This window comes from Paenibacillus apiarius (assembly GCF_017052585.1).
GTDB lineage: Bacteria > Bacillota > Bacilli > Paenibacillales > Paenibacillaceae > Paenibacillus_B > Paenibacillus_B apiarius.
This window is the reverse complement of sequence record NZ_JAFFHZ010000001.1, coordinates 1,624,415-1,640,413: the sequence shown is the minus strand read 5'-3', so window position 1 is coordinate 1,640,413 and position 15,999 is coordinate 1,624,415. Positions and strand designations below refer to the sequence as shown.

At 45.0% G+C, this 15,999-nt stretch carries 15 protein-coding genes and 1 riboswitch; of the genes, 7 read left to right on the top strand and 8 right to left on the bottom strand.

Features of this window, described 5'->3' with window-relative positions:
• Nucleotides 1–550 precede the first annotated feature (550 nt).
• On the top strand, nucleotides 551–2,386 hold the full coding sequence (gene glmS / locus JSQ80_RS07500) for a glutamine--fructose-6-phosphate transaminase (isomerizing) (RefSeq protein ID WP_206094916.1): 1,836 nt from the start codon (nucleotides 551–553) through the stop codon (nucleotides 2,384–2,386).
• 223 nt (nucleotides 2,387–2,609) lie between these two features.
• Here the strand turns inward: glmS and JSQ80_RS07495 are convergent, their stop codons facing one another.
• The 4 genes from JSQ80_RS07495 to JSQ80_RS07485 all read right to left on the bottom strand — a co-directional run bounded on the left by JSQ80_RS07495 (nucleotide 2,610) and on the right by JSQ80_RS07485 (nucleotide 4,684).
• Entirely contained in the window at nucleotides 2,610–3,455 is an 846-nt protein-coding gene (locus JSQ80_RS07495; protein WP_206094915.1) for a copper amine oxidase N-terminal domain-containing protein, read from the bottom strand.
• Nucleotides 3,409–3,690: a metallophosphoesterase family protein gene (locus tag JSQ80_RS28980; RefSeq protein ID WP_240463592.1), complete on the bottom strand. Its 282-nt coding sequence runs from the start codon at nucleotides 3,688–3,690 to the stop codon at nucleotides 3,409–3,411. The genes JSQ80_RS07495 and JSQ80_RS28980 overlap by 47 nt, the downstream gene beginning before the upstream one ends.
• Nucleotides 3,691–3,697: 7 nt before the next feature.
• Nucleotides 3,698–4,099: a metallophosphoesterase family protein gene (locus tag JSQ80_RS28975; protein WP_240463591.1), complete on the bottom strand. Its 402-nt coding sequence runs from the start codon at nucleotides 4,097–4,099 to the stop codon at nucleotides 3,698–3,700.
• A 63-nt stretch (nucleotides 4,100–4,162) separates the two neighbouring features.
• Nucleotides 4,163–4,684 carry a GNAT family N-acetyltransferase gene (locus JSQ80_RS07485; RefSeq protein WP_206094914.1) on the bottom strand — a complete coding sequence of 174 codons (522 nt, stop codon included), beginning with the start codon at nucleotides 4,682–4,684 and terminating at the stop codon, nucleotides 4,163–4,165.
• A gap of 131 nt (nucleotides 4,685–4,815) precedes the next feature.
• Between JSQ80_RS07485 and JSQ80_RS07480 the strand changes: the two genes are divergently transcribed.
• Nucleotides 4,816–5,673 (top strand): LysR family transcriptional regulator, encoded by an 858-nt coding sequence (locus JSQ80_RS07480; protein ID WP_206094913.1) that lies wholly within the window; start codon nucleotides 4,816–4,818, stop codon nucleotides 5,671–5,673.
• Nucleotides 5,674–5,960: 287 nt separating this feature from the next.
• Here JSQ80_RS07480 and JSQ80_RS29955 read toward each other — a convergent pair whose 3' ends face one another.
• Nucleotides 5,961–6,254, bottom strand: a complete 294-nt coding sequence (locus JSQ80_RS29955; RefSeq protein WP_206094912.1) for an EthD domain-containing protein — start codon at nucleotides 6,252–6,254, stop codon at nucleotides 5,961–5,963.
• A gap of 430 nt (nucleotides 6,255–6,684) precedes the next feature.
• Here JSQ80_RS29955 and JSQ80_RS07470 point away from each other — a divergent pair, with 430 nt between their 5' ends.
• Nucleotides 6,685–7,020, top strand: a complete 336-nt coding sequence (locus JSQ80_RS07470) for a helix-turn-helix domain-containing protein (RefSeq protein WP_206094911.1) — start codon at nucleotides 6,685–6,687, stop codon at nucleotides 7,018–7,020.
• 421 nt (nucleotides 7,021–7,441) lie between these two features.
• On the opposite strand, the gene JSQ80_RS07465 is transcribed toward JSQ80_RS07470, so the two are convergent.
• Nucleotides 7,442–8,619 (bottom strand): IS3 family transposase gene (locus tag JSQ80_RS07465; RefSeq protein WP_206094910.1). Its coding sequence is split into 2 segments (ribosomal slippage): nucleotides 7,442–8,331 and nucleotides 8,331–8,619, totalling 1,179 coding nucleotides; the frame shifts between segments, so codons are not numbered across the junction.
• 302 nt (nucleotides 8,620–8,921) lie between these two features.
• Nucleotides 8,922–9,098: riboswitch (M-box (ykoK) riboswitch) on the top strand.
• Between the two features lie 214 nt (nucleotides 9,099–9,312).
• On the opposite strand from JSQ80_RS07465, the gene mgtE reads away from it, so the two are divergent.
• Nucleotides 9,313–10,644 carry a magnesium transporter gene (mgtE, locus tag JSQ80_RS07460; protein ID WP_206097512.1) on the top strand — a complete coding sequence of 444 codons (1,332 nt, stop codon included), beginning with the start codon at nucleotides 9,313–9,315 and terminating at the stop codon, nucleotides 10,642–10,644.
• A gap of 426 nt (nucleotides 10,645–11,070) precedes the next feature.
• On the opposite strand, the gene JSQ80_RS07455 is transcribed toward mgtE, so the two are convergent.
• A complete protein-coding gene (locus JSQ80_RS07455) occupies nucleotides 11,071–11,226 on the bottom strand; it encodes a hypothetical protein (RefSeq protein WP_206094909.1) in 156 nt (51 codons plus the stop codon).
• The gene (locus tag JSQ80_RS07450) at nucleotides 11,213–12,265 is read right to left on the bottom strand and encodes an XRE family transcriptional regulator (protein WP_206094908.1); all 1,053 of its coding nucleotides are present in this window, start codon (nucleotides 12,263–12,265) and stop codon (nucleotides 11,213–11,215) included. Before JSQ80_RS07450 ends, JSQ80_RS07455 begins: the two co-directional genes overlap by 14 nt.
• Before the next feature lie 1,049 nt (nucleotides 12,266–13,314).
• Here JSQ80_RS07450 and JSQ80_RS07445 point away from each other — a divergent pair.
• From JSQ80_RS07445 to JSQ80_RS07435, 3 genes are all read left to right on the top strand, one after another.
• Nucleotides 13,315–14,013: a response regulator transcription factor gene (locus JSQ80_RS07445; RefSeq protein ID WP_119790346.1), complete on the top strand. Its 699-nt coding sequence runs from the start codon at nucleotides 13,315–13,317 to the stop codon at nucleotides 14,011–14,013.
• A 281-nt stretch (nucleotides 14,014–14,294) separates the two neighbouring features.
• Nucleotides 14,295–14,489 (top strand): hypothetical protein, encoded by a 195-nt coding sequence (locus tag JSQ80_RS07440; protein WP_206094907.1) that lies wholly within the window; start codon nucleotides 14,295–14,297, stop codon nucleotides 14,487–14,489.
• Between the two features lie 109 nt (nucleotides 14,490–14,598).
• Complete coding sequence (locus tag JSQ80_RS07435; protein ID WP_206094906.1) at nucleotides 14,599–15,951, top strand: 2-hydroxycarboxylate transporter family protein; 1,353 nt, start codon at nucleotides 14,599–14,601, stop codon at nucleotides 15,949–15,951.
• The last annotated feature ends 48 nt before the right edge of the window (nucleotides 15,952–15,999 follow it).

Below are 15,999 nucleotides of genomic sequence, written 5' to 3'. Positions count from 1 at the left end.
TTGGACTTCGCTGTGCGCAATAACGTGTCTAATGATGCAAGTCTCATTTCGGAATAGTAAGGGAGGGTAGAGACAGGAAGGAAAGTGAAGCGGGAAACCGTATCAAAAGCGCCAGCACTTGGTGGCAGGTTCGACATCTGCAGCAAGTGGACGAGGTGGGGGTGTTCGAAATTATCGGCGGGGACCTCCCGGTGTGTCACCGGCACCGTAATGGCAGAGCGGAAAACGACGAGGCAACTTATCGCACAACGCTTGCTTACGAAGGTGAATGTCAATCAATTATTGAATATGATGAACGTTTAATATAAAAAATGGGCTGCCTCATGGATGAACGGAGCGCACAGAATTCAAGGGATCCTTATCCCATAATGCTGTTGTGCAGTAGAAGCACGGAACGTGTAATCTCCCGTTGACGTCTTCTATGGGCAGAAATTTGCGGTATTATGTTTAACCTCATAAATTCATTGAATGCATGTGTCTGTATGGCCAGCAGCATGACTTCTGTGCGCGACGTTCGTCCAGAACGCAGCATAATGGAGGTCTATGAATTATGTGTGGTATTGTCGGATATATCGGAGCAAGAGATTCTCAAGCGGTGTTGTTGGATGGATTAAGCAAATTGGAATATCGGGGTTATGATTCCGCAGGCATTGCGGTATTTACGCCGCAAGGCTTGCAGGTCAGCAAAGCTCAGGGCCGACTGGCCGTGCTTGCTTCCCGTCTGGAGGAGCAACCGCTGCAAGGCACGGTAGGCATCGGTCATACGCGTTGGGCTACGCACGGGAAGCCGTCGGATGTGAACTCGCATCCGCACACGGATGAGGCCATGAAGTTCTCTGTCGTCCATAATGGTATCGTCGAGAACTATATGGAATTGAAAGAGGAGCTTATCGAGGCGGGTTATACCTTTGTGTCGGAGACGGATACGGAAGTGATTTCCCATCTGATTGCGAGAGAATACGATGGGGATATCGTGAAGGCGGTACAGCGGGCAACGTCGCATATGCGCGGAGCCTTTGCCTTGGCCGTGCTGACGGAATATGAACCGGAGAAGCTGGTTGCGGTCCGATTCGCCAGCCCGCTCGTTATCGGTATTGGCGATGGAGAGAATTTTATTGGCTCGGATATTCCGGCGATTTTGCAATATACACGTCGAGTGTACATTCTCAATGATGGTGAAATGGCGGTCCTGACTAAGGACGCTGTCGAATTGATGACGCTAGAGGGGAATTTTATTTCTCGGGAAATGATTGTTGTCGATTGGGACGCGCTGACTGCAGAAAAAGGCGGTTACGACCATTTCATGCTCAAAGAAATTCATGAGCAGCCCAAAGCGTATCGCGATACGATGCGCGGCAGAATTAAGGAAAAACGCAGCGGAATCAAGCTGCCAGAGTTGAAGCATGTGACACCATCGAAATTGAGCACTATCCGCAACGTGCATATTGTCGCTTGCGGAACGGCCTACCACGCAGGACTTGTCGGACGGACGCTCATTGAGCAATGCGCAGGTCTGCCGGTAGAGACCGATGTTGCGTCGGAATACCGCTATCGGTCTCCGATTATTACGCCGGACACGCTCGTCATCGTGGTCAGCCAATCCGGCGAGACGGCGGACACGCTCGCGGCGCTGCGTGAGGCGAAGCGCTGCGGCGCAACGGTACTGGCTATCACGAACGTGGTCGGCAGCTCGGTCGCTCGCGAAGCGGACGATACGGTCGTCACGTGGGCGGGCCCGGAGATTGCCGTCGCTTCGACGAAGGCGTATACGTCGCAGTTGATAGCGTTCATGCTGCTTAGCCTATACATGGCCGAGTCGTTAGGCACGAAGGAAGAGGCTTGGATTCAGGAGCAGCTTGCTGCGATGGAGGCTTTGCCGGAGCAGGTAGAACGCATCTTGGAGCAGACCGACGAGCTGAAGCGGGTGGCCGAAGATATGGCGCAGCACGACCATATGTTCTTTATCGGCCGCGGCCTCGACTATGCGGTGGCCTTGGAAGGTTCGCTGAAGCTGAAGGAAATCTCCTACATTCATTCCGAGGCGTATGCTGCGGGTGAATTGAAGCACGGCACGCTAGCGCTGATTGAGGAGGGCGTACCGGTCATCGCGCTGGTCACCCAATCTGCGCTGGTGGAGAAGACGGTAAGCAACATTAAGGAAGTGAAGGCGCGCGGCGGGGTTGTCTATGCGATTGCCGACGAGGCGAACGCTCCTGCGGTGCAGAAGGCGGTTGACGGCATGTTCGTCCTGCCTGCGACGCTGCCGCGGCTTGCACCGGCGCTCTCGGTGGTGCCAATGCAGCTTATCGCTTATTACGCCAGCTTGGCACGCGGCAATGACGTTGACAAACCGCGCAACCTGGCGAAGAGCGTGACGGTGGAGTAAAAGTTGTAGGATGTTGTTTTGATTTGTGTCAGCGGAAAATAAAGTATTAGACTGGATGTCTATGATCTAGGTGACTTTTCAAACTGTTATAACGTCAGACTCCATATAATAAGTTTTAGACTGACCCTAGAAAATAAAACAGCGACAGGCCAAGGATAAGAAAATAAAGTCCTAGACTGTCGCTGTTTCATTGAACTAACGTTTCTCGTTAGTACGATAAGAATTAAGCAACTGTATCACTGATCACCTTCAGAAATCCGTTCTTTCCGGCCGTATCCAACAACTGACGAATGGAATCTCCTGCGGCATTGCTAAACATATACCATTGGTCTTCGGAAGCGTCATGAATCAATACCTCTGGGTATCCTGATAACAAATCATTTGGGAATGCATTAACTAAACTATAGATATCATATTGTTTTACGCTATTTCCCTTTTCGTCCAAAAAAACATATTGTCCATTTTTATAATAAGATCCAGGTGTATCAAGATTAACCATCCAAGAGTAGCTGTCAGGATCTTTTACCTTTGTACCCTTGTTTTTTGAAATAATATGATAAATGGTTTCATTATACGCATTCCCATTTATTTGTTGGACTACGCCGCCCATCGTCATATGGTATTCATATTGCAATGCTTTTATTTTTACACCATCAATGACTAATGGCTTGGTGTCTACAGTTACTGTAGAGTTGCTGTAATCGACTTTACATCCAAACGTCTCCGCGGTAAAACGAAGTGGGACGATTACACGATTATTTTTTACATATGGTTTTACATCAAGAGTTATCTTTTCGCCGTTCTTCTTCGCTGAAGTGCTGTTCGGAGTTAAAATTACTTTCATATTGTCTTTCGTAAGAGTAACTTCGGAATTCGACCAATTGACAGTAGCCCCCAAATTTTCGCAAATAACACGTAGGGGTACCATTGTGCGATTGTTCTTAAATTCGGGCTTCACATCAGATACGACAGAAATACCATCAACTTTTATTTGAGTGTCCGCTGCATAAGTAGTAGATGCACTACATAAGAGAATGGCAAGAAAAGCACCAAACAAAACTTTTTTCATAATTTATATCTCCTTTCTTGGTATATTGGTATACAATTTTATCACTAATCAGATACTTTGTATGAGGCGTCTTCGATTCCATGTAATGTGGGTGGGGTGCGTCCTCAGAGTATGCTGGAAGTCCGACGCTTCCGGGATTAACAATCCATTTACCATCCGGCAACCACACCGATTTCTGAATATGTGTGTGACCACAAAAAATTACTTTTTGAGGAACTGGAGCTAGTTCAGACATTAGTGCCTCAACATCTTTTTAATAACACCATATGTAGTAACTTCCTCCAACAGATATTCGTCATCTGCGAAAGGAGTTCCATGACAGAATAATAAATCTTCAAATACCCACGTCTTTGAATCCAATCATGTATTTCTGGAGTAAGTACTGGTTTCACATAATGAAATGTCACTGATTCCATTTGTTCTTGAAGTAGGTACCGATCACAATTACCCATAATGTTAATTATATCAGGTCTCTTCAAAATTAATTCGGCTGTTTTAATAGGATCTGTAGGACCAAACAATGTATCTCCTAAATTTACAATTGTTTTTATTCCACGTGAATCTATGTCACTTAGAACAGCTTCCAAAGCATAGATGTTGCTATGTATATCGGAAATGACTGCTATCGTGTAATCTTTATTCATTTTAAATTTCCTCATTATCATTTGATACTGAACTAAAGAGTCCCGTTACCCGACATTTATCCTTCAGGCGTTCGGTTCACGTAGCTTGTAATATAGAACCGTCGCATCCAGATTTCCGTTTGCCGATTTTGCGTATGACGGGATTGTTCCAGCCTGTTGATATCCGATAGAAAGGTACAACAGGTTTGACGGGTCTCCTTTCCGCGTATCGAGTACTAGCAATGTGCGGTCTTCGCTCCACGCTGCCGCTTCCGCCATACGCATAAGTTCACCCCCAACTCCCATTCTCCTGTTTTGTGGCCGCGTCATCAATTTAGCAATTTCCGCACGATGGTTACCGTTCGGCTTACCGCAGAGATGGAGCTGCACAGTACCTACCACGCGTTCATGCAGCACGGCAACCCATAACCTAATGTCTGGATTCAAGAGGTTAGCCCAATAGTCCTGCGCTTCACGGTGCAAAAGCGGCGGTAAGAAGCCGATTGAAGCTCCGTTTTCTACCACTTGTACGAGAAGGTCTGCAAGATCCTCGATATAATCATCAATGGTGTTCACTTGTACAATTCGTAACAACTCATCATTCATTATTTATAACCTCCCATACCCAAGTTTCCTTACAATACATATCTTGTATGAAAAGTATAGTTGACCTAGAATGATTTGTATAACAAATCTTAAACATTGTAGTAATAAATAAATCGAATCGAGGAACGCTAATGGACCAGTTTCATTTGGAGGCATTTATTGCGGTTTACCAAACCCTCAACTTCACTACCGCGGCCAAACATCTGCACATCTCCCAATCCGCTGTGACTGCGAGAATTCGGGCGTTGGAACAAGCCGTTGGCAAGCGGCTGTTTGATCGCGACAATCGAACCGTCAGGCCGACGCGATCTGGCATCGCTTTTCTACCCTACGCTGAACGTATGCTCCAGCTCATCCAGGAAAGCAAACTATCGCTGTCCGAACAATTTCGGGAACATATCGTGGTGAGCGGTCCTGGCTCCGTATGGCACTACCGATACTTGAATCGGATTATCGACTTCAGAGTAAAAAATCCGCATGTCGCGGTCAAATTTTTGAGCTATCTCGATCCGAGTTATATGATTCGTGATTTGCTGCTTGACGGTTCCGTCAGCCTTGCGATCAAACTAGATCCGCCCGACCATCCAGGTATTTCGAAACGGTTGCTTTTCGAAGACGAAATCATTCTTGTATCTGCCGACGGATCGACCGAGCTCCTTGAGCCCGATTTTTCCTCGCCGACCTATTGCCATATCGATTGGGGCAAAACGTTCGCGGAATGGTTTACCTCCCTTGTTGAGCCGGGTTTTATTTCAGCCCTTCAAACCGACCATTCATCCATTATGTTGACGATGCTGTTAAGCAACTCTGTTTTTGGTTTTTTGCCAAAATCCATTGCTGATCCATATCTTCAATCGAACAGGCTGTATCGAATCCCGTTGCCTGTCGAGTCACCACTTATCAAGGGTTACGCCTGTTATTTGACTGAGAAGCATAAGCAACTCCACGTCCAGATGGCGTTGGAACTGCTCGGGGCCGATGCAACTTGATTTAGACTGGGTGCTATTATTTCAATTGTTATTAGATTTTTCTTCCAGTTAGCGTAGTGAAGGTTGCCAATCGAGCTGGCAGTCTAAATAAAATTGAACTACCCTGCCCGGTAGCTTAATCGATCGGTCGAATTCAGAAAGCCAGCTAGTGAACTGTTGAAGCAATCTCAATTTTAGCCACTCTTTTTTATATTTGAGTGTTTTGCATGGCGTAAAGCTGTGGGGAACAGGGAGATGAGGCGGCCAAACCTTTACATCTCCTGTTTATATCCAGCGATACGGTCTTCTTACTTGATATAAATGTTTTCGACGACATAAGATCTAGTTCGAGAACGATCAAGAAAATTGAGCTCGTCCTCTGCAACTCCAGAGTGTGGAGCATACATCTTAGCTACCCAAGCTTCATAAGCACCACGGTCAGGAAATACGAGTTCTGTCACGATATCGAAGTCATCTTTTGTACTAGAGTCGTCATTTCGTAGAATGTAGTTTCGTTTGTAAACGCTAGGGATTGGTGCCAATCTAGTAATCAGTGGTACATGTAGATTCTCATAGTATTCGATAAGATCTCGTATATTCATGCCATCCTTTTTGGTAAGAAAGGCCATTACTTTAATCTGTTGATCCACCTCGCTAGTTTTTAAATTACTCTAAGGGACCACACTCAAATTAACAAGTCAATTTTATGGGGAAATAAGCCAATATAAGTTCGAAGTTTTTCGGTTACCAAACCAAAAACCCCAAGTTTTATCATCATTGATGATCGCACTATCCTGCTCGTTAGCCTAAATGAAGCAACGTCAGACTAATACTTTATTTTCACAGTCTACAACTTTATTTGCCTAGTCTAACACTTAATTTTTCAGTCTAGAACTTAATTTTCTTTTGACAATTTGTCCGGTGATAAAAAAGTGTGGAACCACGTAAGATGATTATGCATCAGAGGGTAACCTGAAGGAATGATTTCGGGTTGCCCTCTTTTTATTAAGTCGATATTTGGTGGTGAGAGGTATGGGCGAAATCGGATATCGGATAAAATGTATTCGAAAAGAGAATAATCAAAACCAATCTCAATTCGCAAAGGTTATCGGGATTTCTCAGGGAAACTTGAGTGAAATTGAAATGGGGAATAGTAATCCTTCAGCGGAAACTTTAGCATCCATTGGAACTCACTATAACGTTAATTTAAACTGGTTATTAACAGGTCGGACTTCGGGAGACGGAGTTACATATGAAGACGATAACGAAAAAGGGTTAATTGAGCTTTACAGGAACCTCGATGATTATGATAAGAACGAAATTATAGAAATAGCTCATCTGAAATTAAAATTGAAATCAAATTCATAACGGGATAAGCTGCTTGCGAGGCAAGAAGAGAGTGTCCAAAAACTCATTGCCCTTGCAAATAAGGCGCAATAGAATAACAGATCATTGATAGGGAGCCTGTAGAGGCTCTCTTTCATGTTTAATTTTCATAGATTTGGCGATAATGCTTCTATCACCTTTAGGGGGGAGAGGCATTGAAATCAAAGTATTCAAAGGTTATCCGCGGTAAATTTCGTTTAGGAGAAAATGCTTTCCCTTCAGCCCAAGAGAAGAGAGAAAGTATTATACGGGATGTGGAACGTATTCTAAGGAAGTCGCAGCAGTCCAGAAAGAAAGGTCAGAAATAAGACGAGCTGTTCACCTTCGTTATTGCATTTAATAAAGGTAGCCGCTGAAGCCGTTGCTTTGGTCATACCCCTGTCAAGTAGACAGATGAAAAAAGCTATGCAGCCAGCGCGTGCCGATACTCAATTGGCACGCGCTGTTTGAGTTTGGCTTGAAAGCGCTGATAATTATAAAAGTAGATATACTCTTCTACAGCTTGATGAATCTCAACTTCTGACGTACACTGGTGAAGATACAACTTCTCTGTTTTGAGATGCGAAAAAAAGGATTCGATGCAGGCGTTATCCAGGCAGGTTGCTTTGCGAGAGTGGCTGCCTTTGACGCTGAATGCTTCCAATCGTGAGTTGTAGGCCTGAGACGTGTACTGGAAGCCCTGATCCGAATGGAGCACGGCTTCCGAAACGTCTCTTTTTCGTGTCCACTGCTCAATCGTATCCAGCACCAGCTTTACGTCGTTTCGCTCGGATAATTGCCAAGCCACAATTTCATTGTTGAACAGATCTTGTATCGCCGACAGGTAATAAAAGCGTGTGCCGTCGGAGATATACGTAATATCGGTGACTAGCTTCTGCTGCGGACCTACAGCATGGAATTGACGCTTCAATCGGTTAGGATACACGACGGAAGGCGTAGAACTAGAACGCTTTCGTTTCTTGCGAATGACGGACTGGATAGATAATTCCTTCATAAGCCGCCATACTTTTTTATGGTTAACACGATAACCAGCCTCCCATAAAGCTGTCATCATACGAGGATATCCAAAATAGGGGTGCGCAAAGTGAATAGCCATCATGTGCTCCTTGATCTCGTGATCCCTTGTTTGTCTTTCGGCCCTTAATGACCGTGTCGCTCGCCACTTGTAATAACTAGCCCTAGGTACCCCCGCAATGGCTAACAAACGCGTAACATCATAGAGATCACGCAGCTCTTCAATCACTTGGTAGTTATCCTGCGAACGGAGCGTGCCTCCTTTACCAGATTTGGATACCGCTTTTTTAAGTAATCGACCTGTGCTTTCAAATAATCCCGTTCTTGTTCTACAGTGTCAAAGGCTGTACGCGGACGTCCCTTAAGAGGATTCGATACCCCTTTACGGATATCGAACGCTTCTCCATGCTGCCACTTCCTTACCCATACTTTTAATTGGGTACAGTTTCTGATTTCTAACTTTTCCGCTACCGTTTTATAGCTGGCCTTCCCTTCTAAATACGCTTTGACTGCTGCTAGTTTGAATTCTTCGGTATACTGTTGAAACACTTGTCCCTTTCTAGCCATAGAAAAATCCCCTCCAAGTTCACTCTTGTTCCTCATGATAGCACAAGGTTTTTTTTGAGTGTCTACTTAAAGGGGATAATACCACTGCTTCGGTTTTTTTACTCTAGAATGTTTTCAAAATATGAACCGTCTCAGGAATTTGGTGAACTTTTGATATGAGAAGAAGTTATCATGAGCTATGCAGTTCGTGTAAGTTACTGGTAATCAGGATATAATGCCAAAATTGTATCACAGAAGAATAACAAAGTTTATTTGTATATGTTGATGAACCCGAATGCCCCCTTATAAGGCAATAAATGTAATAAAAACCTTGTTAGGTGTGGCTCCTATGCAAACATAGGCTACTTGCCCAGAAATATCGAAAGATGCCCATGGGTAGAACAGGGATTGCCGGATTAAGGCTTTTCTTAACGTGGCTAAGTGATTAATTGTTTTCTCTTTACGTTGCATAGTGCTAAAACTCAACCAGGGGGTGCGGAAATGTTATATTTGCATACATTTATCGAACCCTCCAGTAGCCCTGGAGGGTTTATTGTTTATTCTGACCAATAGGAGGTATACACAATGGATAGTAGTTCCAGTATTACGTTTTTCAATTAGATTCATAATTCTAATAATAATGATTAGAACGACGAGTTGACAAACGCTACTACTTTGCGAATTGAGGGGACAAAAAACATGGTTCAAAAATGGATGATTCAAGATTTGAAAGACAGACTGGCCGAACAAAAGCAGGGTGCCCTCAAAGAATTCCTCGCCCGGTTCCAGCCATATGATTTAGCCGAAATGTTGATGGAGCTCGAGGAAAGCGAGCAAATTCAATTCATTGCCAACCTTCCGGTTGCCCTAGGGGCAGAAATTTTGGAATATGCCGATCCCGAATTGCAGTATCGAATCTTGGACCGCGGGAGCAAGGAGACAGCCGCTTCCATGCTGAATGAGATGTCCAGCGATAAAGTCGTCGATCTGCTGCTGGCTATCCATCCTCACCAAGCCGGAACTTTATTGGAGTTTCTGCCTGTCGATTACCGGGAGAAAATCAGCGCTCTGATGCAATACCCGCCAGAGTCGGCGGGGAGCCTGGCTACGGTAGATTATATTGCGGTCCGGAATTATTGGACGGTGGAGCATACGTTCCAGCATGTCCGTAAAGTCGGGCAAGATGCGGAAATGGTTTCGTACTTTTACGTACTGGATAACAACGGCAAGCTGGTCGGGATAGTGTCGCTCAAACAGGCGATCCTCGCCAAGGCCGACGCCAAGCTGGAGGAAATCATGCTCAAGGATTTCGTGTCGGTGACTGCCCGGATGAACCAGCGGGAGGTTGCGACGATTTTATCCAATTATGATCTGGTGGCTCTTCCCGTCGTTAGCGAGGAGCAGCGAATGATCGGGATTATCACGGTCGATGATTTAATTGACGTTATCCATGAAGAAGCTACGGAAGATTTTCAGAAAATGGGCGGAAGCCAGCCTTTAGAAGTGCCGTATTTTAAAAATTCCTTCTGGAAGCTATTTCGCAAGCGAATCGCATGGCTGCTTGTCCTATTCGTAGCCGAAGCCTATACGGGGAATGTGCTCCGCTACTTTGAAGACACGCTCTCGGAAGTCATCGCGCTCGCTTTCTTCGTCCCATTGCTGATCGGGACGGGCGGCAATACGGGGACCCAGACCGTAACGACTCTTGTTCGCGCCCTGGCGCTCGGGGAAGTGAAGCCGAAGGATATATTCAGAGTCGCTCGCAAAGAGGTGGCGACCGGTTTCGTTCTCGGAATCTGTATGGGCGCAGCCACGTTTCTTCGCGCCCAGTTCCTCGGAGTAGGCTTTGATATCGGAAGCGTTGTTGCCGTCACGGCTATTTTTATCGTAATCTGGGCCTCTCTCATCGCGGCTGTGCTGCCTCTGGTCCTGCACAAGCTCAGAGTCGATCCGGCCGTCGTCTCCGGCCCGTTCATTACCACCCTGGTGGATGGCACCGGACTCATCATCTACTTCACTATGGCTAAGATGATCCTGAATTTGTGACTGGAACCAGTCCGGCGCCGGCAGCCATTGGTTCACCTGACAAAAAACTGACGGTGCGTTTATCGTCAGTTTTTCCTTTATTAAGAGCATCAATTGGGGGATAGTTTCTCTCAGGTTTGGCATAGGAACAACGGGATGAACGTGAGAGAATTCATCGTGTCCTATAGGCAGAAAGAGAGGCCCTTCATGGCTATCGTTCCAAAGAGGTTGAGCGTCAGATGAGTCGTTCACTCGGACAAGATACGCTAAGTCTTTCGCACAAGTGAGGCGAAGGGAAGGACCAAACTGTTTCCCTGGTGGCCAGAGCCGGATATGTGTACTTAATGTTAAGCGAAATAAAGGGATCCGAAGGAACTTGGTTGGAGAAGAGAACAACAAAAAGAGACCCTTGAAATCAAGGGCCGCTCTCAGTAACGTCCTGCCAGATTACGTGTTCATGATATCTTCGCTTAAGTTACTCATTGGTGACCAGCCTGATCCGATGTTGCTGGTCTGCCATCCCGTTCCGATGACACTTGGAGACCATCCCGAGCCGATGTCGCCGCCGACTTGCCATCCTGATCCGATGTTATCCAACCCCATTCCCGAAGATGCCCCTATAAAACTGAACAAGAAAAGAGCCATGGACATGATGATCGATGCTTTTTTCATCCGATTTCACCTCTTTCGAAAGGATATTTACGAATCGTTTCTTTTGCTCTGCTGAAGCCTGCATTTCATATTCTTGAAACGTAACGACGGCCATTCCTACACGCCGCATATTCTTCAGTGCGAGTGCCAATTCCAACGACAAGGCGTTGTATTCAAAACCTAATTCATGATGACCGGTTCCGAAATGATATTGAGCCAAAGCTTGCGTCAGGCGCAACTTATGTTTCAAGTAAAATGGGTCCTTCCGGGACAACAAATCATCTACATTTGACTGATACTTCATCAGATATTGTTTTGCATCATGAAAGGCACCGTTACAAATATAACTGTCTAACGCAACTGGAAGAACCAGAAGCAATTGATCATCCTTCACCATGCTCATGAGTTCTTCGATCGGCTCGGTTTGCTTCATTTCAATGGAGATGTAGTGCACGTTGCATTTAGATAACCAAGCATAATGTTCTCCATATACAGCATACTGCAGAGTTGCCGTCAATGCGCTATCAAAGTCTTTCATACCCATCAGCGCAAATGACTCATATAACCAACCTTCGGCCACGTAGTAATTTTGCCCTTCGGCAAGCGCGATGTTCCTCAACTCCTTGGCATACAGGATCAGCTTCGGCCAGTTCTCTACTACATTATAGAACGTCAGGATGCGGTAATATGCATCAAATCTGATTTTGTCAGGCAATAAAGGCAAATATTCAAAAAGCTGACATAATGCTTCACAACCGGCTCCGCAAGTGTCCAAGTTTCTAAGGATGAGAAATCTCCTGTAGTAAGAGATGGCCAATTTTTCACTTCTGCTATATCCGTTCTGGGTGATGATGTCATAGAAGGGGAGCGAGTAGTTGCGCTTGTCTGACTGGAAGATGTGTTCGGCTATTCTGAAGGTGGTCCCTTTTAACAAGTTCTCTTGCAACTTTTGACGGAGTACCGTCGGAGCTACATGATGGTCGTATACCATTTTGTGGACCCTCCTAATTAGTAATTCATCATTTCGATAAAAACTCCTGCTAGGTTTACAAATTATCACAATACCTAAATCTGTTTTATTTAGTATAAGTTAGGATGCAGAGAAACTCGAATTGACTTCTGGTTAAATTTCTAGCTATTTTTGTCGAATTTTGAGGGAGAGTTCCGCAGGGAATGGGAATCGGAAGTAAAAAGGGAGTCAGTCCGACACCCATTTTTCCCCAAATCCAACCAGGCAAGTCTCTAAATGGAGTAGCCGGATAAAGGTTCTAGGTTCATAACAGGGAGCCACGACGGCTAGTCGATACTTCCGGCACAAAATACTCATCTATCCTAAGTATCCAGGACAAAATTGAAATCAGCGTTTATCGTCATGAGGACTTCTCTCAAATTACCGTCCGGCCGCCTATACGAGACTGATACCTTAGATACTCTCTCAGACGAACGGATTCGCCTTCTGTCGGTCTGTTCTGGGGCAGGGATAGGTACATCTATGTTTATCGACACGATACAGCTGTACAAGAGGTTGAAATTGAGGAAGACAGCGGAGAAGTTATCAAATATAGCTTTCCAAACTCCTTTCTGTTTTCAGGAGATTTGAGAGACTGTAACACGGTAGCTAAAGCTGATGTTGCGTTATGTGAGTAATGGTTATAATTGAGACTGACTATAACAATAAATGAGACAAATGAGAGTATATGTTTGAGACAATATATATTTACCTGAGAAGCCAAAACCCTTGGTTTATCAGGTTTTTTTCTATTCAACCAACTTTATTACTCACATCGGATTTGCGCCGTGAACCATTCACGCCGTTTACCATCCTATGTTTAAATATTCCTTGCTTCATTGCGATGCATTCAGGAGGCCGCTTTCATCGGGCCTCCTTTTTTTAGGATAAACGACCATTTTTGACTTCTTGATTTTTCGGAACAGTGTTGATAAACTTCACCTTAAAAGGCCATGGGAATAAAATCACATTCTTTGTCCGATAAAAACTCGTTTACAGCCTTGACCTTAACGGAGGTGTGCCGCATAAGTATGAGCAAAGCAAAGGTACTCGTCGCCGATGACGAAGACTATATTCGAAAGCTGATCACCACTGTTCTTGAAAGCGATAACATGCAGGTATTTCAGGCGAAGAACGGAAGCGAAGCGATGGATATGATCCAAAAGCAAGCCTTTGATCTGATCATTCTTGATATTGTGATGGATCATATCGACGGTTACGGCGTTCTCGGGAAAACCCGCGCACTCGGCATCAACACCCCGATCGTCTTCCTTAGCGGCAAGAAGGAAGACACGGATCAGATCATCGGCTTCGGCTTGGGTGCCGACGGTTACATCACCAAGCCCTTTAGCCCGCAGGTTATGTGCGCCCAGGTGAAAAATCACATCCGCCGCTACCGCGAGATGCTCGAATCAAAGGATAAGTTTTCCAAATTGGCCTTGGGGCCGTTCCTGTTCAATCTGAAAACGTATACGTTCTACAAAAACGGCGAAGAAATCACGCTTTCCTCCAAAGAAGCGCTGCTGATGAAATTTTTGATGGAGAATCCCAACCAGGTGTTCAGCAAGGAGCAGCTGTACCAGAACGTCTGGAAGGAAACGGTGATCGACGACAATACGATCATGGTGTACATCCGGCATCTGCGAACAAAAATCGAGGATAAGCCCGATAAACCAAAATATATCCAGACGGTGTGGGGGATCGGATACCGTTTTACTGTGGAAACCTAGAACAAAATTGCATAAGCCGAAAGACCGTCAGGACCATCCTCCTGGCGGTCTTTCGTTTTCTTTCAAATCTTAAAAAATAATAAGATTTGATCAGATTACTTTAAGAACTGCAATTTACAATAAATTTATCTCAATCCCAGATGATAAAACGCTCTGGATTAGGAAGAAAAATGAAAACGTTAATAAAAATCCGGATGCTGTTATAAAGGAGGATGATCCAACATTCGATGGGAGAAGCAATACACGCTTGATCATTTCGACATCGGAAAGGAAGAAACCCAATGAACAAGCCTCGACAAGAATGCTCGCTATGTTACGGCAATGGAAGGACATTGGACAAAGCCGGGCAAATTTGCGATCAATGTGCGGACTTGCTGGAGTTTGGTTACCCATCCTTCCCCGCTTACCCGTTAAGCGAAAAACCAGCCAAATACCAGGAAGCTCGATTGCGGAAAAATGGGAAGCGTTTACAGTGAGCGTAACCACGCGAAAAAAGGTATCCCATTTGTATAGGGAAGTGCCGTTTCTGTAAGCGCTTACATATTTCATGGCCCTGTAATTCAGTCAGTTTAGGAGGAAATAACGATGTCAAAACTATCACCAACGTTAGGTTCTGAGGGGATTGGAACCTCCTCAAAGGGAAATTTTCTATCCCTTAACATGTACGGGTTGCCTTTATGGGCATGGTTTTCCGGTTTTGTAATCGTGACTTTATCTATTGTCACCAAATCTATCGACACAACTTTTGCCGGAAGTATTATGTTATTATACGTTGTTGGATTTTTCTTTGGGAAGGTCGGAGATAACGTTCCGATCTGGAAAGACTATCTCGGCGGCGGCGCCTTGCTTTCTTTCTTGGGCGCTTCATTTTTAGTGGCTCAAGGTATTATTCCTACAGAAGCAGCAGACGGAGTAAAGAATCTTTTTGACGAAATGGGATTGCTTGACTTTTTTATTGCGGTCATTATCACCAGTTCCATTTTGGCAATTAATAGAAAGTTTTTGGCCAAAGCGATTGGCGCATTTATTCCGATGGTTGTCGTCGGTACAATTACTGCAATAATCTTTGCGGTTGTAGGCGGATTACTTGTTGGCGTGCCTTATAAAGAAGTCGTCATCAATTATGCATTTCCGATTATGGGCGGCGGAAATGGCGCCGGCGCCATTCCGATGAGTAAAATTTGGGGCGAAGTTACTCATCAAGACCCGAAAATTTGGTATTCCTCGGCAATCGCAATCTTAACAATTGCCAACATTTTCTCCATCATTTTCGCAGCAATTTTAAATGGAATCGGAAAGAAAATACCGAAGTGGACCGGTAACGGTGAATTGATTAAAGGTCAAGTCACTGCTGCAAACGAAGCCAAAAAGGAAAATAATGCCACAATGGCGGATGCAGTTTTCGGGCTGTTTGTTGCCATGGCCTTCTTTGCTCTGGCAAATTTGGTTGGTAACGGCCTGCTTCCAAGTATCGGTTCTTTCAAGGTTCACCCTTATGCTTACATGGTTATCTTTTTGATCCTTGCAAATGCATGTAACGTCATTCCTCAACGTGCAAAAGACGGGTTGAAAAAGGTTAACGAATTTATGATGGGTAAAATCATGTATGTCTTTTTGGCAGGTGTCGGTATCACTTTTACCGATTTTAGCGCACTGCTTCATGCAGTTAATATGCAAACCGCTGTTATTAGTATCTTTACGATTGCAGGCGTTTCCATCGGATGTTGGTTCTTTGCTAAAATGGTTGGCTTCTATGAAATCGAAGCCGTCATTGCCGGCGGTCTGTGCCACGTTAACCGCGGCGGCTCGGGTGACCTTGAAATATTGGGCGCATCGAACAGAATGATCTTGATGTCCTATGCGCAGCTGGCTACCCGTCTCGGCGGAGCCTTGATTCTGGTGGCAGCAGGCGTAATTTTCGAGTTGTGGTTGAAGTAAATGATATAAGGGCGGGTTGGCGTTGCAGAAAGCCTGTCTGTGTTGTGG